Here is a 22,483-nt window from a genome sequence, read left to right as displayed (position 1 = left end):
GAGGGCAGCACGGTGAGCAGTAAGAGGAAAGCGGGCGGGCAGCGGAGGCTGGGCAGGGCGTCGCGGAAGTCCCCGTGGCAGCGGAAGCCGCGGACCCTGCGTACGCGGCTTGTCGTCTCGGCGGTCACGTTGATCGCCGTGGTGTGTGCGGTGATCGGCACGGTCACGACCATCGCGCTGGAGAAGCACCTCTACAAGCAGTTGGACAGGCAGGTCACCGACGCCGCCGACCGTGCGGGCGGGCCCCCGAAGGGCAGTGGGCTGGGCCCGGGCGGCGGTGCCGGCAAATATCCCGGACCGTTTTCGAATACCGACGGATCGGCGCCCTCGTCTCCCTCGACGGCCCCGTCCTCGGCCTCGTCGTCCCAGTCCTCGTCCTCCTCCTCGGCTGCCGGCACCGGGATCGTCGCCCCCTCCGCCGAGAAACGGCTGCGGGACTTCGTCACCCGGGGTGGTACGCAGGCGGAGACCGTCGCCGCGATCGTCGACGCGGACGGCGGGGTCACCAAGGCGGTGATCGCCGAGATGGAGTCGACCGCCACGAGCAGCGCCAGCGGCACGAGCAGCGACGTCCCGAACATGAAGGACGTGCCGCTGAACGCGACGCAGATGGCCGAACTGGCCGCCGTCTCCCGCGACAGCGGGCTGCACACCGTGACCCTCAGCGGGCTCGGCGAGTACCGGGTGGCGTACACGACGGGCGACCGGGGCAACTACTACGTCGCCCTGCCGACCGACTCCGTCACCACGACCATCAACACCCTGATCCTCGTGGAGATCAGTGTCACCGGCGCCGGTCTTGTCGCCGCCGGTATCGCGGGCTCCGTGCTGGTCGGACTGGCGCTGCGCCCCCTCCGCAAGGTGGCCTCCACCGCCACCCGGGTCTCCGAACTCCCCCTGCACACCGGCGAGGTGACCCTCAACGAGCGGGTCGCCGAGTCCGAGACCGACCCGCACACCGAGGTCGGCCAGGTCGGTGCCGCGCTCAACCGGATGCTCGACCATGTGCACGGCGCCCTGCAGTCACGCCAGCAGAGCGAGATGCGCGTACGTCAGTTCGTCGCGGACGCCAGTCATGAGCTGCGTACGCCGCTGGCGTCGATTCGCGGGTACGCCGAGTTGACCAGGCGTGGACGTGAGGAGACCGGGCCGGACACGCGGCACGCGCTCGGGCGGATCGAGTCGGAGGCGGGGCGGATGACCCTGCTCGTCGAGGATCTCCTCCTGCTCGCCCGCCTCGACGCGGGCCGGCCGCTCCAGTTCGACCAGACCGACCTCGTACCCCTCGTCGTCGACACCGTCAGTGACGCGCGGGCCGCCGGACGGGACCACAACTGGCGGCTCGAACTGCCGGACGAGCCCGCGCTGGTGTCGGCGGACGCGGCCCGGCTGCAGCAGGTCCTGGTGAACCTGCTGGCCAACGCCCGTACGCACACCCCGCCCGGGACGACCGTCACCGCGCGCGTGCAGCGGCGCGGGCCGTGGCTGTGTGTGGATGTGCAGGACGACGGACAGGGCATCCCGGCCGATCTGTTGCCGCATGTGTTCGAGCGGTTCGCGCGCGGCGACTCCGCGCGCTCCCGGTCCACCGGGTCGACCGGTCTCGGGCTCGCCATCGTGCAGGCCGTCGCGACCGCGCACGGCGGTGCCGTGACCGTCGACAGCGTGCCCGGCCAGACCGTGTTCACGGTGCATCTGCCGGCCCTCGGCCTCGAACCCGCACCCGAGACGGACTGGCGTTCGGACTGGCAGTCGGACATGCAGTCAGATGGGCTGTCGGACTCACAGGCACACCACAGTGCCACCACATGGGCGCAACAGGGGGCCTGACAAAAGTCGGTCCCATGCGAACCGACTCTTCTCCCGGCACCCTGCCGGCGCGGGAGCACCTCCCGGCCGCGGCAGCCGGCACGCCTGTCCTGGACGTAGTGATCCCCGTCTACAACGAGGAGAAGGACCTCCAGCCATGCGTGCTCAGACTGCACGAGCACCTCAAGCGCACGTTCCCGTACGCGTTCCGCATCACGGTCGCGGACAACGCGTCGACGGACACCACCGACCTGGTGGCGGCACGGCTGGCGGCGGAGATACCCGAGGTCACGTCCTTCCGGCTGGAGCAGAAGGGGCGCGGCCGGGCCCTGCGGACCGTGTGGTCCGCGTCCGACGCGCCAATCCTCGCCTACATGGACGTCGATCTGTCGACCGATCTGAACGCCCTGCTGCCGCTGGTGGCACCGCTGATCTCCGGTCACTCGGACCTCGCGATCGGCTCCCGGCTCGCCCGCTCCTCACGCGTCGTGCGCGGCGCCAAGCGGGAGTTCATCAGCCGGACGTACAACCTGATCCTGCGCGGCTCGCTCCAGGCCCGCTTCACGGACGCGCAGTGCGGATTCAAGGCCATCCGGCGTGATGTCGCCCAGATCCTGCTGCCGCTGATCGAGGACACCGGCTGGTTCTTCGACACCGAGATGCTGGTGCTCGCCGAGCGCGCGGGCCTGCGCATCCACGAGGTTCCGGTCGACTGGGTCGACGACCCGGACTCGACCGTCCACATCGTCAGGACGGCGACCGAGGACCTGAAGGGCGTGCTGCGCGTGGGCAGGGCCCTGGCCACCGGTTCGCTGCCGCTGGACCGGCTCGCCCGGCCCTTCGGCGACGATCCGCGCGACCGCGACATCAAGGACGTACCGAAGGGGCTGGCCCGTCAGCTCGTCGGGTTCTGTGTGGTCGGCGGGATGTCGACCCTCTTCTACCTGCTCCTCTACAGCGCCTTCCGGGGTTTCGCAGGCTCGCAGCTCGCCAACGCGCTCGCGCTGCTCGTCTCGGCCGTCGCGAACACCGCGGCCAACCGGCGTCTGACCTTCGGGGTGCGCGGCCGGGGCGGGGCGGTGCGGCACCAGGCGCAGGGCCTGGTCGTCTTCGGCATCGGCCTCGCCCTCACCAGCGGCTCGCTCGCCGCCCTCAACGCGGCGGCCGGCGACCCCGGCCACTCCACGGAACTGGCGGTGCTCATCACCGCCAACCTCGCGGCGACAGTGCTGCGGTTCCTGCTCTTCAGGGCCTGGGTGTTCCCGGACCAGGGCGACGAGCCGACCCCGCCCGACCACCCGACATACCCATCGATTTCGTACGACGACTCCTTCAGCAGCACCTCCTACGGCAACAGGAACCCGCGATGACCACTCACTTCGATCAGACGACCCGCCCGGGGGTGCAAACCCCTCCCGTCATGGACGTGTCGGCTCCCTCCTCGGGTGAGCCCAGCCGGCCCTTCGTCCGCAGACTGTGGCGCGGGCGGGCCGAGGACCACCGGTGGGTGCGGCCCGCTTTTCTCGCCGCGCTGCTGGTGATCGGTGCGCTGTACACCTGGAACCTGACCGCCTCCGGATACGCCAACTCCTTCTACTCGGCGGCCGTTCAGGCCGGCAGCAAGTCCTGGAAGGCCTTCTTCTTCGGCTCTCTCGACGCCTCCAACGCCATCACCGTCGACAAACCGCCCGCCTCCCTCTGGCCGATGTCGCTGTCGGTCAGGGTCTTCGGACTCAACTCCTTCGCGATCCTGTTCCCGCAGGTGCTGATGGCCGTCGCCACGGCGGGTGTGCTGTACGCGTCCGTGCGGCGCCGGTTCAGCGCCACGGCAGGCTTCCTCACGATGGCGGTCTTCGCGCTGACGCCCGTCGCCGCGCTGATGTTCCGCTTCAACAACCCGGACGCGCTTCTCGCGCTCCTGATGGCCGTCTCGGTCTACTGCACCCAGCGGGCCATGGAGAAGGCCGAGACGAAGTGGCTGCTCTGGGCGGGTACGGCGATCGGTTTCGCCTTCCTGGTCAAGACGCTCCAGGCCTTCCTGATCCTGCCGGTGCTGGCGCTGGTGTACGTCGTCTTCGCGCCGACCAGTGTCCGCCGACGTATCGGGCAGGTGCTGGCCGCCGGGCTCGCGATGGTCGTCGCGGGCGGCTGGTGGGTCGCGATCGTCGAACTGTGGCCGGCGTCCTCGCGCCCCTACATCGGCGGCTCGCAGAACAACTCCTTCCTTGAACTCACCTTCGGCTACAACGGACTTGGCCGTATCAACGGCGAGGAGACAGGCAGCGTCGGAGGCGGCGGTGGCGGTGGCGGCGGCGGAATGTGGGGCGAGACCGGCTGGAACCGGATGTTCAGTTCCAGCAGTGGCGGCCAGATCTCCTGGCTGATCCCGGCCGCGCTGATCCTGCTCGTCGCGGCGATCTGGGCCGGCCGCAAGGCCAGGCGCACGGACGACGTCCGCGCCGGGTTCCTCCTCTGGGGCGGCTCGCTGCTGATCACCATGGTGATCTTCAGCTTTATGCAGGGCATCTTCCACGACTACTACACCGTCGCCCTCGCCCCCTACATCGCGCCGCTGGTCGGCATGGGCGCGGCCCTGCTCTGGCAGGAGCGGGACAGGATGTGGGCGTCGCTGACGCTCGCGGGTGCCATGACGGCCACCGCGGCCTGGGGGTACGTCCTGCTCAACCGCTCCTCCGACTATCTGCCCTGGCTGAAGTGGCTGGTGCTGGTGGGCGGTCTGACGGCCGCGCTCGGGCTCATCTTCGTCAACCGGCTCGGGCGTCAACTGGCCCTGGCTGTGGTCGGGTTGAGCTTCGTCACGGCGTTGGCGGGCCCGGCCGCGTACTCCCTGACCACCCTCAACGAGGGGCACACCGGTTCGATCGTCACGGCGGGTCCGGCCGTGGCGGGCGGTCGGGGTGGTCCCGGCGGTGGGTTCGGGGGCGGCGGCGGTATGCGCGGCGGCTTCGGTGGCGGTACGGGCGGCCAGCAGGGCCAGCAGGGCCAGCAGAACGGCAACGGCAACCAGCAGGGCAACCAGCCGGGCGGCGGCATGGGGCAGCCCCCGACGGGCGGATTCCCCGGCGGCGGGAACGCCAACGGGAACACCCAGCAGGGCGTGCCCGGCGGCCGGACCGGTGAGGCGGGCGGCATGGGCGCCGGCGGCGGTGGCATGGGCGGTCTGCTCAACGGTGCCAGCGTCAGCAGCGAGGCCAAGGCCCTGCTGGAGGAGAACGCCGGTGACTACACGTGGGCCGCGGCGGCCGTCGGCGCCCAGAACGCGGCGAGCTACCAACTCTCCACCGGGGAACCGGTGATGGCGATAGGCGGCTTCAACGGCACCGACCCGTCACCGACGTTGGCCGAGTTCAAGCAGTACGTGGCGGACGGCAGGATCCACTACTTCATCTCCGGCGGATCCGGTCGCGGTGGCATGGGTGGCGGTAGCGGTAGCGGTACGACGAGTACGTCGTCGCAGATCAGCTCGTGGATCGAGAGCAACTTCAAGGAGGTGACGGTGGGTTCGGCCACCTTCTACGACCTGACGCAGCCGACGAGCAGCAGCAGCTGACGGTTTCTTCGTGCGGTGGCCCCGAGCGATCTCGCTCCGGGCCACCGTTTTCTGCGGCTGCGGGCCGTCCGTGGCTGGTCGCGCAGTTCCCCGCGCCCCTTTGGGGCGACTCCTCGCTCAGTCGCTCACCAGGCGCGCCGGGAAACCGCCCGTCGCCACCGGCCCCCACCTCTCCGGTGTGACCCGGATGATCGACTTGCCCTGCTTGACCATGGCCTCGCGGTACTCGTCCCAGTCCGGGTGTTCACCGGAGATGTTCCGGAAGTACTCCACGAGCGGCTCGACCGAGTCCGGGGAGTCGATGACCTCGGCCGTGCCGTCGACCTGGACCCAGGGCCCGTTCCAGTCGTCGCTCAGGACGAGCAGGCTGACCCGCTCGTCCCGCTTGGCGTTGCGCGTCTTGGCGCGCTCGGGGTACGTCGACACGACGATCCGGCCCGAGTTGTCGACCCCGCAGGTCAGCGGCGAGGCCTGGGGGGATCCGTCCGCGCGCCGGGTGAGGAGGATCGCCCGGTGGCGGGGCCGTACGAAGTCGAGCAGCTCGGCCAGGGACACGGCGGTATTCGTAGCGATGTTCGGTGCCATACGGGCAGCCTAGAGGCCCGCACCCCGCACAGCCTGGATCTCCAGCTCCACCTTGAGCGTCGTACCGATCGCCCCGATCCCCGCCCGCACCACCTGGTTGTAGTCCATGGCGAAGTCCTCGCGCCGCAGTTCCGCGGTCGCCCGGAACGCGGCCCGCGCGGCGCCCGAGGGATCCGTGCCGGTGCCGAGGTAGGCGAGGTCGAGGTCGACCGGACGTACGACACCGCGCATGCTCAGCTCGCCGTGGACGGTCCAGCGGTCGGGACCGGCGGCCGGGGTGAGGCCCGTCGAGCGGAACGTGATCTCCGGGCATCGTTCGACGTCGAGGAAGTCGGGTGAGCGCAGATGCTCGTCCCGCGTCGCGTTTCCCGTGTCGATGGAGGCGGCCGAAATCACCGCGTCCACGCGGGAGTTGGTGACCTCGTCCGGCGCGATCGCGATCGTCGCGGTGAACTCGGTGAACCGTCCGCGCACGCTGGAGATGCCCAGGTGCTGGGCGACGGCCCCGACGGACGAGTGGGCCGGGTCGACGGTCCACGGCCCCGGCGGCGGCAGTTCGGCCCCGCCGCCCAGCCGCGCGAGGGTGACGGTCCCGACGTCGGTTCCCCGGCTCGCGGTGACAATGGCGCTGGACGCGGTGGGCGCGTACCCGACGGCCGTCAAGATCACGGTGTACGCGCCGGGCGCGAGCGGGGTCGCGTCACGCACGACCCCGTCCGCGTCGGCCCCGGCCCGCAGCACCTGCTGCCCGGTCGCGTCGGTCACCGTGACGACCGCGTGGGACACGGCCCACCCGTCCCGCGTACGAACCCGCGCGCTAAGCCCCGTCTGCCCTGTCAGCCCTGTCTGTCCTGTCTGTACTGTCAGCTGTTCGGTCATGCCTGTCATGTCCGCTACTCCCCGCCCGGGTGGGCGAGTTCGATGTCGTGGTCGTCGGTGCCGCGCCCGGCGACGGTCAGAGCGGTGGCCTTCGGCGGGTAGCCGGTGGCGATGACGGTGTAGTCGCCGCTGTCCAGATCCGTGAAGGCGTACGCCCCGTCCGTACCGGTCGTGGCCGAGGCGACCACGTTGCCCGCCGCGTCGACGAGCGTGACCCGCGCGTCCCCGAGCGGCCCCTGCGGCGCCCGTACGACACCCTGGACCTGCGCCCCGGACGCCAGTTCCACCTCGACCCGGGTGACTCCCGCGCCGCCGACCTCGACGGGCAGCGCCCGAGGCCGGTACCCGAGGGCGTTGACGGCGACGGTCACGGCACCCGGCACCAGCTCGGCGAACGTGAACTCGCCCTGCTCACCGGTCGTCCCGGTGGCCAGCACATCCCCGCGCACATCGGTGACTATCACCATCGCGTCCCTGACGGGCACCCCGGTCTCGGAGCCCCGTACCAGCCCGCTGAGCCCGCTCGTGCCGCTGAGCAGGATGTCGTACGAGACCGGCTCGCCGTTCACGACGACGGTCGAGGCCTGCGGCTGGAACCCGTCCGCCGAGGCGATCAGGACGTACGAGCCCGTGCCGGGCGCGTCCAGCGCGTAGGTGCCGTCGCCCTGCGCGACCGCGCGGCCCAGCTGACGTCCGGAGAGGGAGATCAGCGTGACGGCGGCCTGCGGAACGGGCGCGCTCTCGGCACCGCGCACGTGACCGCGTACCGGAATCCCGGCACCGGCGGGCCGACCGGCGGCCTCGACGGACTCGGCCTTCACCGTGGTGACGGCGGCGGGCGCCTTCTCCGTCCCTGCGGCCTCGGCGGCGTGGGCGGTCCCGGTGACGGGGGAGGCCGGAGTGAGAGCGGTCTGCTTCTCCTCCGCGGCCTGTGCCAGCGCGCCCTTGGTCCGCAGCGGGACCTCCTTGATGAAGAGGGAGAAGATCAGGGCGAGCAGCGCGGCCGGGGCGGCGTAGAGGAAGACGTCGCCGATGCCGTGGCCGTACGCGCCCTCGATGACCGTGCGCAGCGGCGCGGGCAGCGCGTCGAGGTCGGGGATGGAGTTGGAGGATGAACCCGACAGCGCCGACGCGTACTTCGGGTCGATGGTGGCCAGGCCGTCCTTGAGGTGGTCGGTGATCCGGTGACTGAGGACCGCGCCCAGCGCGGAGACGCCGATCGCGCCGCCGAGGGACCGGAAGAAGGTGACCACCGAGCTGGCGACACCCAGATCGGAGGGGGAGACCTGGTTCTGGGTGCACAGCACCAGGTTCTGCATCATCATGCCGACGCCGAGGCCCAGCAGCGCCATGAAGACGGCGACGTGCCAGTAGGGGGTGTCGTGGCGCAGGGTGCCCAGCAGACCCAGACCGGCCGTCACCAGCACACCACCGGCGAGCAGCCACGCCTTCCAGCGTCCCGTACGGGTGATGACCTGGCCGGAGACCGTGGAGGAGACGAACAGGCCGCCGATCATCGGGATCGTCATGACGCCGGACATGGTCGGCGACTTGTCGCGGGCCAGCTGGAAGTACTGGCTGAAGAAGATGGTGCCCGCGAACATCGCGACGCCGACGAACAGCGAGGCGAGGGAGGCGAGGGTGATCGTGCGGTTGCGGAAGAGCCGCAGCGGGATGATCGGCTCGCTCGCCTTCGACTCGACGAGGACGAAGACGCCGAGCAGCGCGACCGTGCCGCCGATCATCGCGTACGTCTGCCAGGACACCCAGTCGTACTTGTCGCCCGCGAAGGTCACCCAGACCAGCAGCAGGCAGACGGCCGCGGTGATGAAGAAGGCGCCGGTCCAGTCGACCTTCGCCCGGCGCTTCACGACGGGCAGGTGCAGGGTCCGCTGGAGCACGATCAGGGCCACGACGGCGAAGGGCACGCCGACGTAGAAGCACCAGCGCCAGCCCAGCCAGCTGGTGTCGGTGATGACACCGCCGATCAGCGGGCCGCCGACCATCGCGGTCGCGAAGGTGGCGCCGAGGTAGCCGTTGTAGCGTCCGCGCTCACGCGGGGAGATCATCGCCGCGAGGATGATCTGGGCGAGGGCCGACAGACCGCCCATGCCGATGCCCTGCACGGCACGGAAGCCGATGAGCATGCCCGCGTTCTGCGAGAGGCCGGCGGCGGCCGAGCCCAGCACGAAGATGACGAGCGCGAACTGGATCAGCAGCTTCTTGGAGAAGAGGTCGGCGAGCTTGCCCCACAGCGGGGTGGACGCGGTCATCGCGAGCAGCGACGCGGTCACGACCCAGGTGTAGGCGCTCTGGCCGCCGCCCAGGTCCTTGATGATGTCGGGCAGGGCGTTGGAGACGATCGTCGACGACAGGATCGCGACGAACATACCGAGCAGCAGCCCGGTGAGCGCTTCCATGATCTGCCGGTGCGACATCGGAGCGCCGTCGGCCGAGCCGTGGGCACCTCCCCCGTGCTTGGCGTGAGCCGCTCGCACACCGGCCGGTGTGGTCGTTGCCATTGAACTTCCTTGTCTACGTCGTCTTCTTCACTGCGCTTGCTGTGCGCTGAAGCTGTCCCGGAGCCGGCCCATGAGCCGGACCAGTTGCCCGACGTCCTCGTCGCTCCAGTCGGAGAGCCGGTGGGCGAGCAGTTCGGTGGAGCGCCGCGACAGCTCGCCGATCTGCGCGTGCCCGGCGGGGGTCAGCCGCAGAATGCGGGAGCGTTTGTCGGTGGGGTCGGGGAGCCGTTCGATCCAGCCGCGTCCGGCGACATGGGCGACATGGCGGCTGGTCACGGACATGTCGACGGCGAGCAGCTCGGCGAGCCGGCTCATCCGCATGTCCCCGTGCCGGAGGAGGAGCAGCAGCACGGCGGCGGAACCGCCGGGACACTCGGGCGGCATGATCCGCCCCATCTCCCGCTTCACGGCACCGAAGGCACTGAACTGACGCACCAGCTCCTCGTACTGCGCCTGCTCGGCCATCACACCCCCTGCCCCTGCGTCACCGTATTCGTTGCTTGGGGCAACCATAGAAAAGATTGGTTGCTACAGGCAAATGAATCGGGTGGGGGGTGGGCTAAAAAGTTGGCAAAGGCAAGCATTGGCGAACGTAAACACACAGGTCGGAGCGGGCGGAAAGGGGCCCAGCTTGGGTGGGCCCCGGCGAGTTCGCTAGGGTCTCGCACCATGGCCAACACCCAGGGCCCCGAGGGCAACTACGACCCCGCGGGCAGCACCCAGATGTTCCGAGCATTCGTCGACGAGACCCCGCAGGGCGGCACCGGCCGCCAGGCCCCCGCTCCGGCGGGCCCCCGCATCGGCCTGATCGTCGGCGTGGTCGTCGCCGTACTGGTCGTCGCGGCGGTGGCCTGGCTGGCGCTGAAGTAGGACCGGCTGAAGTAGGACCGGCTGAGGTTGGAACCGGCTGAAGTTGGAAACGGCTGAGGTTGGAACCAGGCTGAAGCTGGAACCGGCCGAAGCGGAACCGAGGGTCGAGGGGCCCTGAGTGGAAGCTCGGGCCCTGGTCCTCAACTGCCTGTGTGCGGGGACACCGCCGGCAGTTCCACAGTCACGCGCAGGCCGCCTGCCGCGCGCGGTGCGAGGGTGAGCGTTCCGTCGTGCGCGTGGGCGATGGACTTGACGATCGCCAGACCGAGGCCGACGCCCGCGTGATCGGTGCGCACGCGTTCGGTGCCGCGCTGGAACGGCTCGGTGAGTGTCGGGGCGAGCTGCGCGGAGATGCTCTCGCCGGTGTTCTCGACGGTGAGGACCACGCGATCCCGCCGTACGGCGGTCTCCACCCACACCATGCCCTCGGCGGGCAAATCGTGCAGGTTGTGGAGGATCGCGTTCTGCACGAGGTTCGTCGTCAGCTGCAGCAGAAGCGCGTGCGAGCCGGCCGTGGTGGCGATGTCGCCCCGGGTGTCGACGGTGATGCCGTGCTTCTCGGCGAGGGGCAGGAGCGTCTCGGTGGCTTCCTCCGCGAGGAGGGACAGGTCGACGACTTCTCGGGTGAAGGACCGTTGCTGAGCGCGGCTGAGCAGCAGCAGTGCCTCGGTGAGGTTGATCGCGCGGGTGTTGACCGCGTGGAGGCGGTCGATGACCTGGACGGGGTCATGGTCCGGATCGGTGCGGGCCACGTCGAGCAGGGTCTTGGAGACCGCCAGCGGGGTGCGCAGCTCGTGCGAGGCGTTGGCCGCGAACCTCTGCTGTTCGCCGACGTGCGCTTCGAGCCGCGCGAGCATCGTGTCGAAGGCGTCGGCGAGTTCGCGGAACTCGTCCCTGCTGCCCGGCAGGCGGATGCGGTGCGAAAGCGATCCGTTCGCCGCCATGCGCGTGGCCTCGGTGATCCGGGCCAGTGGGGCGAGCATCCGCCCGGCGAGGAGCCATCCCCCCACGAGACCGAACACCAGCAGGAACGCCAGTACGGCGGCCGCACGCGGGGCGAACAGGCGCAGCAGGCTGGACCGGACGGGGAAGACCCCGCCGGGGGAGAGGTTGTTGGGGACGATGAGCGTCGCTCGGTCGGGGACGTAGCGCAGCAGGAACACCCACACGGCCGCGAGCAGCAGAGCACCGGCCAGCATGAGGAACCCGGCGTAGGTGAGGGTGAGTTTCACGCGCACGCTCATCCCGGGGCTCCTACCCACACCCGACTCCCCCCGGCCCTGACTCTGCTTGCGCGTCGATGCGGTAGCCGACGCCCGGCAGGGTGGCGATGATCCAGGGTTCGGCGAGCCGTTTGCGCAGGGCGGAGACGGTGATGCGGACGGCGTTGGTGAACGGGTCGGCGTTCTCGTCCCACGCGCGCTCCAGCAGCTCCTCGGCGCTGACGACACCGCCCTCGGCGGCGACGAGGACCTCGAGCACGGCGAACTGCTTCCTGGTCAGCGCGACATAGCGGCCGTCCCGGTACACCTCGCGGCGGAACGGGTCCAGCCGCAGCCCGGCGATCTCCCGTACGGGCGGCCTGTTGTGGGCGCGCCTGCGGTCGAGCGCCCTGAGCCTGAGCACCAGTTCCCGGAGTTCGAACGGCTTCGTGAGGTAGTCGTCGGCGCCGAGCTCGAAGCCGGAGGCCTTGTCGTCGAGCCGGTCCGCCGCGGTGAGCATGAGGATCGGCATCCCGCTGCCGGAGGCGACGATGCGCCTGGCGACCTCGTCACCGGAGGGGCCGGGGATGTCGCGGTCGAGGACGGCGATGTCGTACGCGTTGACACTCAGCAGCTCCAGAGCGGTGCGGCCGTCGTACGCGATGTCGGCGGCGATCGCTTCGAGGCGGAGGCCGTCCCGGACGGCCTCCGCCAAATAGGGTTCGTCCTCGACAATCAGCACACGCATACTCCGAGGCTACGAGCCGCCGCGTATCGCCGGTGTATCGAAAACCGCATACGCGACGACAACACCGCGCCGCCTTGACTGACGACATGACTCGAACAGAGATCACCACGGGCCCAGGCGGGGCGGAGCCCGGCCGGCCGGCCACGGGCGCCGGGTCGGCTACCGGCGCAGGCGCAGGCGCAGGCGCCGGCACCGGCAATGGCACGGGCGCGGGCACGGGCGCCGGGGTGGGCACGGTCACCAACACAGTCACCGGTGTTGGGACGGCCATCGGCACCAGCGTCGGGACGGCCATCGGCACGGCCACCGGCGCCGGGTCGGGCGCGGACGACGCCGGAGTCACCAACGCGGCTACCGACGTCGGGACAGCCACCGGCACCGGCAATGGCACGCGCACGGCCCCCGGCCCGGGCACCGGGACGGACGTCGGTGCCTGCACGAGCGCCGGGAACGGCACCGGCAATGACACGGGCGCGGCCGCCGGTTCGGGCATTGAGACGGGCGCTGGCGCCGGCACGGTTACCGACACGGTCACCGACATGGGTACTGGCCCGGGTACAGCCCCGGCCACGGGTACAGCCTCGGGCGCGGCCCCTGGCCCGGGTACGGCCCGCGGCCTGGGTACGGCCCGCGGCCTGGGTACGGCCCGCGGCCTGGGTACGGCCCCCGGCCTGGGTACGGCCCCCGGTCTGGGTACGGCCCCCGGTCTGGGTACGGCCCCCGGCCCATGCACAGCCCCCGGCCTGGGTACGGCCCCCGGCCCATGCACAGCCCCCGGCCTGGGTACGACCCCAGGCCCATGCACAGCCCCCGGCACGGGTACAGCCCCCGGCACCAGGACTGGCACCGGCACCCGGACGGCCGTCGGGAACAGCCCCGGTGCCGGGCCCTGGCGCGTGGGCGTCCGGCGGGTGCTGCGCCTCGGATTCCGCCGCGAGCCCTGGAAGCGTGGGCCGTTGCTCGTGGCCTCCGCGTTACTGCTGGGCCTGCTCATGATGTTGCACTCGAGCATCCCGAACCGGGTCGGGAACCTCGGCAGTCTCACGGAGACCTTCCTGCCGTGGTTCGGGGTGTTCATCCCTCTCCTGCTCGCCGGGGCGTTCTTGCGCCGCTCCGCCTCCGCGGTCGCCGCGCTGTTGTTGCCGGTCATCGTGTGGCTGAGCCTCTTCGGCGCGCTGCTCGGCGACAAGTCCCACGCGGGCAGCGACCTCGTCCTGGCCAGCCACAACGTCAGCGCCGACAACCCGGACCCGGTCGGCACCGCCCGCGACCTCGCCGCCTCCGGCGCGGACGTGCTGGCACTGGAGGAACTGGACGACCAGGCCACGGGTACGTACGAGAAGGAGCTGGCGAAGGCGTACCCGTACCGCACCGTCCAGGGCACGGTGGGCCTGTGGAGCAAGCTCCCCCTGTCGGACAGCCGGCCGGTCGAGATCGAGACGGACTACGGGCCGCTGGCGGCCACCAAGCCGACCGACGTCAGGATGGCCGACAACCGGGCCCTGCGCACCACGGTGGCCACCGACCACGGCCCGCTCGCGGTCTACGTGGCTCACCTGGGATCCGTACGCGTGAACCCCCGATCCGGTTTCTGGACGGGCACCCGGGACAGAAACGCACAGGCGCTCGGCCGGGCCCTCGCCGCCGAGCGGAACAACCGGGTCGTGCTGCTCGGCGACCTGAACGGCACCACGGACGACCGCGCGCTCGCCGGCCTCACCTCGAAGCTGCACTCGGCCCAGGACACGGCCGGGGACGGCTTCGGCTTCACCTGGCCGGCGAAATTCCCGGTGGCGCGGATCGACCAGATCCTGGTGCGCGGTGTGGAGCCGGACAGCTCATGGGTGCTGCCGTCCACCGGCAGCGACCATCTGCCGGTGGCCGCGGGAATCAGCTTCTGACGCCGGCTTCCCACTCCACGTCGACGACCCGTGTCTCCACCCGCATCCCCCAGGGCACCCGCCACGCGTCCACGCACACCGTCCAGGCGTCCTCCCTGCGCGCTCCCGCCTCGAGCGGCGCGGCAAGCGGCACCCTCGACTCGACCGTCGCCCAGTCGATGCCGAGCAGGTCGATGACATGCGTCCCGAAGGTCACCGTGCCCGAACGCACCGCCGACGCACCGGGGTTGTGCAGGGCGAGCGTCACCTTCTCGCACCAGCGCTTATCGGTGCCCTCGCGTACCGGCACACCCACGACCAGCCGCGCGGGACCGGAGGGGGGCGGGGACGACCCCGACGGGGCCGGTACGGGTGCCGAGGACAAAGTCGGTTCAGGTACGGGGGTAGGGACAGGGACCGGGACCGGTAAAGGGGCCGGCGTCGTGGCGGGCACCCCCGCACCCGTGCCAGTGCTGGCCCCCATGCCCGCAGGTGTCGTAGAAGCCGAATGCGCGCCGTTGCCCGGCAAGTTGAGACTGGCGCCAGGAACGACTGCCGACTCGACCTCAGTTGGCGAGGTGCGCGCCCGACTCCCCTGCCCGGCAGGCGATTCGGGCGCCGGAATTCCCTCCAGCGGTACGAACGTCACCTCCCCGGTGGGAGCGATCGCCGTGCCGCCGGTCGCCGGTCGCTCGACCGCGACGTAACCCTCGTCGGGGCCACCGCCTCCGCACGCGGCCAGTGCCCCTGCCAGGGCGCAGGTCACCACGGCCGCCGAGGTGGTGAGGGCGATGGCGCCCCGGCGGTCATGCGTCGCGTGCGTCGTGCGCAGCTGTCGAAGCATCGCGACATCGTCGTTGATGCTCCGTCAGAAGTGAACCCTCACAGTCCAGTTGGCTCAGTCGGAGATCAGGCCCTCGCGGAGCTGGGAGAGGGTCCGGGTCAGGAGACGTGACACGTGCATCTGGGAGATGCCGACCTCCTCGCCGATCTGTGACTGGGTCATGTTGGCGAAGAAGCGCAGCATGATGATCCGGCGCTCGCGCGGCGGGAGTTTGGCCAGCAGCGGCTTGAGGGACTCGCGGTACTCCACGCCCTCCAGCGCCGTGTCCTCGTAGCCGAGGCGGTCCGCCAGGGAGCCCTCGCCGCCGTCGTCCTCCGGGGCCGGGGAGTCCAGGGACGAGGCCGTGTACGCGTTGCCGACCGCGAGGCCGTCGACGACGTCCTCCTCGGACACGCCCAGGACCACGGCGAGTTCGGCGACCGTCGGGGAGCGGTCCAGCTTCTGCGCGAGTTCGTCGCTGGCCTTGGTGAGGGCCAGGCGCAGCTCCTGGAGCCGGCGCGGGACGCGGACGGACCACGACGTGTCGCGGAAGAACCGCTTGATCTCGCCCACGACCGTCGGCATCGCGAACGTCGGGAACTCGACGCCCCGTTCGCAGTCGAAGCGGTCGATCGCCTTGATCAGGCCGATCGTGCCGACCTGGACGATGTCCTCCATCGGCTCGTTGCGGGAGCGGAAGCGGGCCGCCGCGTACCGGACGAGGGGGAGGTTCAGCTCGATGAGGGTGTCCCGGACGTACGCACGCTCGGGGCTGTTCTCGTCGAGGGCGGCGAGCCGCAGGAACAGGGAACGAGACAGGGTGCGGGTGTCGATGGACCCCGTGGCCGGCGGAGCGGCCGGGAGGGCCTGGACGGCCGGGGCTGCCTCTGCCTCGACCTCCACTACGAGGGCCGGGACGTCGTGAAGCTCGGCGGGCGCCGACTCGCTCTTGGTGAGCGTGAGCACCTTCGAGCTGCCCTGGTCTGCGGACATGCCACCCCCTTTGGGTCGCGGACGGTCGCGGCGGTCGTTCCCGATCCGAGGAACGCAGCCTTCACCTGAATACCGGAGCCGAAGCCACGGCAAACGCTCTTCCGGCAGAATGTCACATGTCGGCAACACGCTGTAGTGACATGTCGACATGTGGGACGCGAATCCGCCCTGGAAAAAGGGGGTGTGACGGTTTTTCAGCCCAGAAATACAGGGAAGTACGCGTGTGAGCGATTCGCTCTCACGGGTGACGACTCGATCCTGTATCCGGATACGCCCGACGCGATGCCCCGGGCCGCGCTTCGGGCCGCGCTTCGGGCCGCGCCCTACGCCCTATGCCTCGACCCGGTTCGCCGAGCGCAGACGGGCGAAGCTGCGGGCCAGCAGCCGGGACACGTGCATCTGGGAGACGCCCAGTTCCGCGCTGATCTGCGACTGGGTGAGATTGCTGTAGTAACGCAGCAACAGGATGCGCTGTTCGCGTTCCGGGAGTTGGACCAAGAGGTGCCGGACCAGGTCGCGGTGCTCGACCCCGTCCAGCGCCGGGTCCTCGTAGCCGAGGCGGTCCACCAGGCCGGGAAGCCCGTCGCCCTCCTGGGCGGCCTCCAGTGAGGTCGCGTGGTACGACCGGCCGGCCTCGATGCAGGACAGCACGTCCTCTTCGCTGATGCGCAGTCGCTCGGCGATCTCGGCGGTCGTCGGAACACGCCCGAACGCCGTCGTCAGGTCCTCCGTCGCGCCGTTGACCTGGACCCACAACTCGTGCAGCCGGCGCGGTACGTGGACCGTGCGGACGTTGTCCCGGAAGTACCGCTTGATCTCGCCGATGACGGTCGGCATGGCGAACGTGGGGAACTGCACGCCCCGGTCGGGGTCGAACCGGTCGATGGCGTTGATCAGACCGATGGTGCCGACCTGGACGACGTCCTCCATCGGCTCGTTGCGGGAGCGGAAACGGGCGGCCGCGTAGCGCACGAGCGGGAGATTCGCTTCGATGAGCGCCCCCCGTACGCGGTTGTGCTCCGGCGTACCCGGCTCCAGCACCTTGAGCTGGCCGAAGAGCACCTGGGTGAGCGCCCGGGTGTCCGCGCCCCGACTCCGCTGTGGAGCGGGCTCCTGAGGAGTGGCTTCCTGAGATGCGGTTTCCTGGGCGACGACGTCCTGGGTGAGGTCCTGGGCGACGGCCTGGGCGACGACTTCCTGGGGTGGCGCAGTACTGGCCGACACGGTCAACGCCACCTCTTCATCGGTCAACTCATCGATCAACTCATCCGTCAAAAGCGGTCATAGCATCACAAGACATGTGCACTGTGTGCAAGCACCCCATAACACCGTGTTGAGGGCGAGTTGACGTCCGGGACGCGAAAAGGTCCCGCACCCTGTCGGTGCGGGACCCTGCGTGCGTGGCCGTACGGCTCAGAATTCGTAGTCGGCGATCACCCACGTGGCGAACTCGCGCCACGGTGCGGCGGCGGCCTGGTGGGCCGGGTGATCCAGGTACCGCTTCAGGGCGTCCGTGTCGTCGACCGCCGAGTTGATCGCGAAGTCGTAGGCGATGGGGCGGTCGGTGATGTTCCAGGCGCACTCCCAGAAGCGGAGTTCGTCGATCTGGCCGGGCAGGGCACGGAAGCCCTCGACGCCGGCCACGACCCGGGGTTCGTCGCGCTGGACGCCCTCGTTGAGCTTGAAGAGGACCAGATGGCGGATCACACGTACTCCCTGGCTGTGGCTTGGGCGGCTGCTACTTGGCGCCGTCGGCGATCCACGTCATGAAGTCGCCTATGGCACTGGCTGCGTTCGAGACTCCTTCGAACGCGATCTGGACATAGTCGGCGGCCTTCTTCGGGTCCGTGATGATCACGTACAGCACGAACACCACGAGGGCGTAGACGGCTATCTTCTTCGCGTTCACCGCCACGGCGGCCTCCCCCTCAGACCCGTTCCAGACCCGACCGGACTCCACTGATGTCGCATGATGTCGCACGAAAGGCCCCGCCGTCCGGCGAGGCCTTTCTACAGCGGTAGCGGAGGGATTTGAACCCTCGGTGACTTGCGCCACACTCGCTTTCGAGGCGAGCTCCTTCGGCCGCTCGGACACGCTACCGAGGGAGACCTTACAGCAAGGTGTGGCGTGCTCCGAAATCAGTATTCGTGAATCGGTGTCCGGTCGGTATCCGGTCGGTGTCCGGTCGGTATCCGGTCGGTATCCGGTCGGTATCCGTCAGCGGCCGTCGCGGAAGAAGGTGGTCAGGAGGCCGGCGCAGTCGTCCGCGAGGACGCCGCCGATCACCTCGGGGCGGTGGTTGAGGCGGCGGTCGCGTACGAGGTCCCAGAGGGAGCCGGCCGCGCCCGCCTTGTCGTCGCGGGCGCCGTAGACGACCCGGTCGACCCGGGACTGCACGAGGGCGCCCGCGCACATCGTGCAGGGCTCCAGCGTCACGACGAGCGTGCAGCCGGACAGCCGCCACTCGCCGAGCTCAGCGGCCGCGCGCCGGAGCGCGAGGACCTCCGCGTGCGCGGTCGGATCGCCCGTCGCCTCGCGCTCGTTGTGCCCGGTCGCGAGCACCGTCGTACCGTCGGCGGCCAGCACGACGGCACCGACGGGGACGTCACCGCCCGGCAGGGCCCGCCCGGCCTCGGCCAGGGCGAGCCGCATCGCGGCCCGCCACGGATCCCGTACGGGGTCGGGCGACTCCTCGTCGGTCAGCCCCTTGTCGGTCAGCCCCTCGTCGGCGGGGCCCTCCTGGCTCAGCGCACCGTCTCCAGGACCTCCGACGCTCCCAGGGCCTCGGCGATCGCGCCCAGCGCGTCGTCGGCGTCCAGGGCGCTCAGTTCCTTCTTGCCGACGCCGAGGTCGTCGAGGATCTCCACGTCCCCCACGGGGCCGTGCGGCACCGCGTCGGCGGGGGCGCCGGTCTCCTCGTCGTCGTCGGAGTCGGCGTCCGTATCGGAGTCCGACTCACCGTCCTCGGTGCCGTCGAGGTCGAGGGCGTCGAGATCTGGCTCGTCGGCGTCCGGATCGCGGCCGAGCAGCTCGGCCGTGAGCAGGATCTCGCCGTACGAACTACGGGCAGCGGCGGCGGCGTCCGAGACGTAGATCCGGGGGTCGTCCTCGCCGTCGATCCGGACGACGCCGAACCAGGCGTCCTCCTGTTCGATGAGCACCAGCACCGTGTCGTCCTCGGGGGAGGCTTCACGGGCCAGTTCGGCCAGGTCCGACAGGGTTTCCACATCGTCGAGCTCTGTGTCGCTCGCTTCCCACCCGTCTTCGGTGCGCGCGAGCAGTGCGGCGAAGTACACCGTGACTCTCCCACTGGTCCTAGGCGTGCCGGTTGGGGGTCCCCCCGGCGGAGGTTGTGGGCGGGGCATGCTGTGCGCCGACCCCATCCACTCGGAATCGTGGCAGAAACGGAGCGTTCAGGGGACGTCTTCGGCCCCCTGTGTCCGGCTCTTTTGATCGGTTGTCCGTCGAGCCCTTCAGCAGCGCTCTCGTTGCCGCCACCAGCGGATCGTAACCGGCTCGCCGTACCGCCCTCGCACGGCCACCCCCTCAACGCGCGCACTACCAGCGGAACGTACGCATGCGCATGGCGTGGCGGAGCCGGGCGGTCTTGGCGCGGCGGGGCTGGACACGGTCGCGCAACTCGCGGGCCTCGGTCAGCTCGCGCAGGAAGACGGCCCGGCGCCGACGCCGCTCGGCCTCGGTCTCCGACGCCCTCTGGTCCTGTTCCCGCTCCAGGTCCCGTTTCCGTTCTTTCTCGGCTTCACGGGCGCGTTCACGGGCGCGTTCACGGTCGGACATGGCGACACCCCCAGTCGGTGCGTCCCTCCCACCTTCCCTCCGCCGGGCGGTTTGATGCCACCGGAAGGGTGAGGTGGGAGCGAAGCCGCTGTACGGGGAAGCGCAGCCGCTGTACGGGGGAGCAGGGCCGCTGTACCGGACCACGGCTACTGTTAGGACCATGCGTCTCCACGTCGTCGACCACCCTCTGGTCGCCCACAAGCTCACCACGCTGCGCGACCAGCGCACCGACTCCGCGACCTTCCGCCGGCTGGCCGACGAACTGGTCACCCTGCTCGCCTATGAGGCCACGCGCGACGTGCGTACCGAACAGGTCGACATCACGACCCCGGTCGCCGCGACCACGGGCGTCAAGCTGTCCCACCCGCGTCCGCTGGTGGTGCCGATCCTGCGGGCCGGTCTCGGCATGCTGGACGGCATGGTCCGGCTGCTGCCGACCGCCGAGGTGGGCTTCATGGGCATGGTGCGCGACGAGGAGACGCTCCAGGCGTCGACGTACGCGACCCGTATGCCGGAGGACCTCTCCGGGCGCCAGGTGTACGTCCTCGACCCGATGCTCGCCACCGGCGGCACCCTGGTCGCGGCGATCCAGGAGCTGATCAAGCGCGGCGCCGACGATGTGACGGCCGTTGTCCTGCTCGCCGCCCCGGAGGGCGTCGAGATCATGGAACGCGAGCTGGCGGGCACCCCGGTGACGGTCGTGACGGCCTCGGTCGACGAGCGCCTGAACGAGCACGGCTACATCGTCCCGGGCCTCGGCGACGCGGGCGACAGGCTGTACGGCGCGGCCGAGTAACACCCGTACGCCCGCCCCCAGCCAGGGGCAGGTGTACGGGAGTACGGGATTACGGAGTACGGAGTACGGGAGTACGAAGTACGGGGCTCAGCAGCTCTTCGGGCTGCTGGAGGGCGCCGGCGCGGGACCGGCCAGTGCGGCCAGGGCCTGGTCGGCGTCCTTCTTGTTGGTGAGGGCCGTGTACGTGGTGCCGATGAGCAGGTCGACCTCGGTGGCCGAGCGGCGCGTGTCGGTCTTCACCTCGGCGCCGGCGAGCTGAGTGCCGAGCACGGGCAGGGCGGCCTCGGTGGCCGACTTCGCGCCGAGCACCACACCGGTTCCGGGGATCTTCTTGTCGTAGTCCTTGGGCGCGTTGCCGACGTCACCGATGCGGAAGCCGCGCTTCCGCAGTTCGTCGGCGGCCTGCTTTGCGAGGCCGCTGCGTGGCGTGGCGTTCAGGACGTTGACGGTGATCTGGCCCGGCTTGGGCAGCGCTGTGGACGCCTTCGTCGCCGTGGGCGAGGGGCTCACCTTGGTCGCGCAGTCCGTCCTGGGTCCCGCGGCCGTGGCCTTGCTGCCGCCGCCGGTGAAGACGTCGATGAGCTGCAGGGTGCCCCAGCCGATCAGGCCGAGGGCGGCGACGGAGGCCACGAGTCCGAGCACGAACCTGCGGCGCCCCCGGGGTCGGCGCATCCGCGGGTACTTGTCCCCCGTGATGCGGTACTGGCCGCCCATTCCGGGGGGAGTCAGCATGCTCATGGGCGCAGCGTAGTGCGCCCGGGCGGTGATGCCTACTAAATGATCATTGACCCGGCCGCAGTCCTACCCGAAAGGGCCAATAAGCGTCGTGGGACGGCGAGGTCGGCCGTCAGTCCATCTCGAGGACGCGGGCGTGCAGTACCTGCCGTTGCTGGAGGGCCGCCCGGACAGCGCGGTGCAGACCGTCCTCCAGATACAGGTCGCCCTGCCACTTCACGACATGCGCGAAGAGGTCGCCGTAGAACGTCGAGTCCTCGGCGAGCAGGGTTTCCAGGTCGAGCTGGCCCTTGGTCGTCACGAGCTGATCGAGGCGGACCGGGCGTGGCGCGACGTCCGCCCACTGCCGGGTGCTTTCCCGGCCGTGGTCGGGGTACGGCCGGCCGTTTCCGATGCGCTTGAAGATCACACGGAAAGCCTACCGGTCCAGACGTTCCGGGCGCAGCCATGGAGACGGAGTGCGGCGCCGGAAAAGATGCGCCAAAGCAGGGCAAACGGGAAGAGGTGCCCGACTTGGGCGACCCCGAGATCGGCTTGCCACCGGCAAACGCGCCTTCGGTACGCACGGCGGAGGCGGTAGCTCCACAGTCACCCGGGAGCCCCGCCTCCGCTGTCGGTCAGCGGCCCGGCTCCTGCGGGGGTCGCTGCTGCTCGGTTTCCTTTGCCTGGGATACTTGCGGTTTCGACGCGTTGCGTGCGGCCTCGGCGCGCAGCAGGGCGCGCAGGACCGCGTAGGGGTCGATCGCCATGTCGGGTTCCCTGTTTCGTGTGGCGTACTGGACGTACTGGACGTACTGGACGTACTGGACGTACTGACGGATGGACCGGGCGGGCCGGTCCCGTCAGCAGCGCAGGACCACCGAGCGAGGGATGCGCGGCTCGGGCCGCGGCGGCTGTACGGGGAGCGGGTGAGCCGCCGTCGTCGCGGGGTGCCGCGCGGACAGCGGCGGCCGGGGCACGGGCCGCAGGGGTACGACGGGACGGTGGCCGGAGCGGCCCGGCAGGCGCAGGGCTGTGTCGAGGACGTCGTGCTCGGCGGCCGCGGCACCAGAGACGACCGACTCGGCCGCAGCGCAGTGCGCCGCGGTTCCCGGCAGGAACAGGGCCAGCAACAGGACCAGCACCCGGAGCCAGACACCCCGACGCACGACGCACGAGGCGTACGGGGCGCGGGCGGCGGGGCTCATGGGGAGTCATCTCCCCGCGACACGCACGGGGCAGTTCATCCCGGGCAGAGATACGCCCGCTCGGCCCATCGTCGGGCCGGCGCC

Annotated in this window: 24 protein-coding genes and 1 tRNA gene; 6 read left to right on the top strand and 19 right to left on the bottom strand. The window is 70.4% G+C overall.

The window, feature by feature from the left end; all coding sequences use genetic code 11:
• Positions 1 to 12: 12 nt before the first annotated feature.
• The 3 genes from ABZ855_RS00125 to ABZ855_RS00115 are packed head-to-tail and all read left to right on the top strand — an operon-like array spanning position 13 to position 5,380.
• Positions 13 to 1,830, top strand: coding sequence for a HAMP domain-containing sensor histidine kinase (locus ABZ855_RS00125; RefSeq protein ID WP_360798381.1), 1,818 nt, complete (start codon positions 13 to 15; stop codon positions 1,828 to 1,830).
• 14 nt (positions 1,831 to 1,844) lie between these two features.
• Positions 1,845 to 3,179, top strand: coding sequence for a bifunctional glycosyltransferase family 2/GtrA family protein (locus ABZ855_RS00120; RefSeq protein ID WP_360798378.1), 1,335 nt, complete (start codon positions 1,845 to 1,847; stop codon positions 3,177 to 3,179).
• Positions 3,176 to 5,380, top strand: coding sequence for a glycosyltransferase family 39 protein (locus tag ABZ855_RS00115; RefSeq protein ID WP_360798375.1), 2,205 nt, complete (start codon positions 3,176 to 3,178; stop codon positions 5,378 to 5,380). The genes ABZ855_RS00120 and ABZ855_RS00115 overlap by 4 nt, the downstream gene beginning before the upstream one ends.
• A gap of 117 nt (positions 5,381 to 5,497) precedes the next feature.
• Here ABZ855_RS00115 and ABZ855_RS00110 read toward each other — a convergent pair whose 3' ends face one another.
• Genes ABZ855_RS00110 through ABZ855_RS00095 form a run of 4 tightly spaced genes read right to left on the bottom strand, consistent with a single transcriptional unit; the run spans position 5,498 to position 9,831 of the window.
• On the bottom strand, positions 5,498 to 5,965 hold the full coding sequence (locus ABZ855_RS00110; protein ID WP_360798372.1) for a PPOX class F420-dependent oxidoreductase: 468 nt from the start codon (positions 5,963 to 5,965) through the stop codon (positions 5,498 to 5,500).
• A gap of 9 nt (positions 5,966 to 5,974) precedes the next feature.
• The gene (locus ABZ855_RS00105; protein ID WP_360799242.1) at positions 5,975 to 6,844 is read right to left on the bottom strand and encodes a YceI family protein; all 870 of its coding nucleotides are present in this window, start codon (positions 6,842 to 6,844) and stop codon (positions 5,975 to 5,977) included.
• Between the two features lie 14 nt (positions 6,845 to 6,858).
• Positions 6,859 to 9,366, bottom strand: a complete 2,508-nt coding sequence (locus tag ABZ855_RS00100) for an MFS transporter (protein ID WP_360798369.1) — start codon at positions 9,364 to 9,366, stop codon at positions 6,859 to 6,861.
• Between the two features lie 27 nt (positions 9,367 to 9,393).
• Entirely contained in the window at positions 9,394 to 9,831 is a 438-nt protein-coding gene (locus tag ABZ855_RS00095) for a MarR family transcriptional regulator (RefSeq protein ID WP_360798366.1), read from the bottom strand.
• A 204-nt stretch (positions 9,832 to 10,035) separates the two neighbouring features.
• Between ABZ855_RS00095 and ABZ855_RS00090 the strand changes: the two genes are divergently transcribed.
• Positions 10,036 to 10,236, top strand: a complete 201-nt coding sequence (locus tag ABZ855_RS00090) for a hypothetical protein (protein ID WP_319213274.1) — start codon at positions 10,036 to 10,038, stop codon at positions 10,234 to 10,236.
• A gap of 140 nt (positions 10,237 to 10,376) precedes the next feature.
• Here the strand turns inward: ABZ855_RS00090 and ABZ855_RS00085 are convergent, their stop codons facing one another.
• Together ABZ855_RS00085 and ABZ855_RS00080 are read right to left on the bottom strand one after the other, a co-directional pair.
• Positions 10,377 to 11,480 carry a HAMP domain-containing sensor histidine kinase gene (locus ABZ855_RS00085; protein ID WP_360798361.1) on the bottom strand — a complete coding sequence of 368 codons (1,104 nt, stop codon included), beginning with the start codon at positions 11,478 to 11,480 and terminating at the stop codon, positions 10,377 to 10,379.
• 10 nt (positions 11,481 to 11,490) lie between these two features.
• Positions 11,491 to 12,186, bottom strand: a complete 696-nt coding sequence (locus tag ABZ855_RS00080) for a response regulator transcription factor (RefSeq protein WP_360798358.1) — start codon at positions 12,184 to 12,186, stop codon at positions 11,491 to 11,493.
• Positions 12,187 to 13,178: 992 nt separating this feature from the next.
• Here ABZ855_RS00080 and ABZ855_RS00075 point away from each other — a divergent pair.
• Positions 13,179 to 14,087, top strand: coding sequence for an endonuclease/exonuclease/phosphatase family protein (locus ABZ855_RS00075; protein ID WP_360799239.1), 909 nt, complete (start codon positions 13,179 to 13,181; stop codon positions 14,085 to 14,087).
• Here the strand turns inward: ABZ855_RS00075 and ABZ855_RS00070 are convergent.
• From ABZ855_RS00070 to ABZ855_RS00030, 9 genes are all read right to left on the bottom strand, one after another.
• On the bottom strand, positions 14,077 to 14,376 hold the full coding sequence (locus ABZ855_RS00070; RefSeq protein WP_360798355.1) for a hypothetical protein: 300 nt from the start codon (positions 14,374 to 14,376) through the stop codon (positions 14,077 to 14,079). The two genes, ABZ855_RS00075 and ABZ855_RS00070, sit on opposite strands and share 11 nt — an antisense overlap.
• A 588-nt stretch (positions 14,377 to 14,964) precedes the next feature.
• Positions 14,965 to 15,882 carry an RNA polymerase sigma factor SigF gene (locus ABZ855_RS00065; RefSeq protein WP_319213278.1) on the bottom strand — a complete coding sequence of 306 codons (918 nt, stop codon included), beginning with the start codon at positions 15,880 to 15,882 and terminating at the stop codon, positions 14,965 to 14,967.
• A 330-nt stretch (positions 15,883 to 16,212) separates the two neighbouring features.
• Entirely contained in the window at positions 16,213 to 17,145 is a 933-nt protein-coding gene (locus tag ABZ855_RS00060; RefSeq protein ID WP_360799236.1) for an RNA polymerase sigma factor SigF, read from the bottom strand.
• A 150-nt stretch (positions 17,146 to 17,295) separates the two neighbouring features.
• On the bottom strand, positions 17,296 to 17,589 hold the full coding sequence (locus ABZ855_RS00055) for a Dabb family protein (protein WP_360798351.1): 294 nt from the start codon (positions 17,587 to 17,589) through the stop codon (positions 17,296 to 17,298).
• Between the two features lie 31 nt (positions 17,590 to 17,620).
• Positions 17,621 to 17,797 carry a hypothetical protein gene (locus ABZ855_RS00050; protein ID WP_360798348.1) on the bottom strand — a complete coding sequence of 59 codons (177 nt, stop codon included), beginning with the start codon at positions 17,795 to 17,797 and terminating at the stop codon, positions 17,621 to 17,623.
• A 101-nt stretch (positions 17,798 to 17,898) separates the two neighbouring features.
• Positions 17,899 to 17,983: transfer RNA gene (locus ABZ855_RS00045), tRNA-Ser, on the bottom strand.
• Positions 17,984 to 18,100: 117 nt separating this feature from the next.
• Entirely contained in the window at positions 18,101 to 18,535 is a 435-nt protein-coding gene (gene tadA, locus ABZ855_RS00040) for a tRNA adenosine(34) deaminase TadA (RefSeq protein ID WP_360798345.1), read from the bottom strand.
• A 92-nt stretch (positions 18,536 to 18,627) separates the two neighbouring features.
• Complete coding sequence (locus ABZ855_RS00035; protein ID WP_360798342.1) at positions 18,628 to 19,179, bottom strand: hypothetical protein; 552 nt, start codon at positions 19,177 to 19,179, stop codon at positions 18,628 to 18,630.
• Positions 19,180 to 19,441: 262 nt separating this feature from the next.
• Positions 19,442 to 19,681, bottom strand: a complete 240-nt coding sequence (locus ABZ855_RS00030) for a hypothetical protein (protein ID WP_360798339.1) — start codon at positions 19,679 to 19,681, stop codon at positions 19,442 to 19,444.
• Between the two features lie 160 nt (positions 19,682 to 19,841).
• Between ABZ855_RS00030 and upp the strand changes: the two genes are divergently transcribed.
• Positions 19,842 to 20,477 (top strand): uracil phosphoribosyltransferase, encoded by a 636-nt coding sequence (gene upp, locus ABZ855_RS00025; RefSeq protein ID WP_319213283.1) that lies wholly within the window; start codon positions 19,842 to 19,844, stop codon positions 20,475 to 20,477.
• Between the two features lie 87 nt (positions 20,478 to 20,564).
• On the opposite strand, the gene ABZ855_RS00020 is transcribed toward upp, so the two are convergent.
• From ABZ855_RS00020 to ABZ855_RS00005, 4 genes are all read right to left on the bottom strand, one after another.
• A complete protein-coding gene (locus tag ABZ855_RS00020) occupies positions 20,565 to 21,215 on the bottom strand; it encodes a LytR C-terminal domain-containing protein (RefSeq protein WP_360798335.1) in 651 nt (216 codons plus the stop codon).
• A 109-nt stretch (positions 21,216 to 21,324) separates the two neighbouring features.
• Positions 21,325 to 21,621 carry a type II toxin-antitoxin system VapB family antitoxin gene (locus ABZ855_RS00015; RefSeq protein WP_006377352.1) on the bottom strand — a complete coding sequence of 99 codons (297 nt, stop codon included), beginning with the start codon at positions 21,619 to 21,621 and terminating at the stop codon, positions 21,325 to 21,327.
• A gap of 208 nt (positions 21,622 to 21,829) precedes the next feature.
• Positions 21,830 to 21,961 carry a hypothetical protein gene (locus tag ABZ855_RS00010; RefSeq protein WP_360798331.1) on the bottom strand — a complete coding sequence of 44 codons (132 nt, stop codon included), beginning with the start codon at positions 21,959 to 21,961 and terminating at the stop codon, positions 21,830 to 21,832.
• Between the two features lie 93 nt (positions 21,962 to 22,054).
• On the bottom strand, positions 22,055 to 22,399 hold the full coding sequence (locus ABZ855_RS00005) for a hypothetical protein (RefSeq protein WP_360798328.1): 345 nt from the start codon (positions 22,397 to 22,399) through the stop codon (positions 22,055 to 22,057).
• Between the last annotated feature and the right edge of the window lie 84 nt (positions 22,400 to 22,483).

It is taken from the genome of Streptomyces sp. NPDC047042 (genome assembly GCF_040644035.1).
GTDB lineage: Bacteria > Actinomycetota > Actinomycetes > Streptomycetales > Streptomycetaceae > Streptomyces.
The sequence above is the reverse complement of the archived record's forward strand: the minus strand, read 5'-3'. Positions and strand labels throughout refer to the sequence as shown.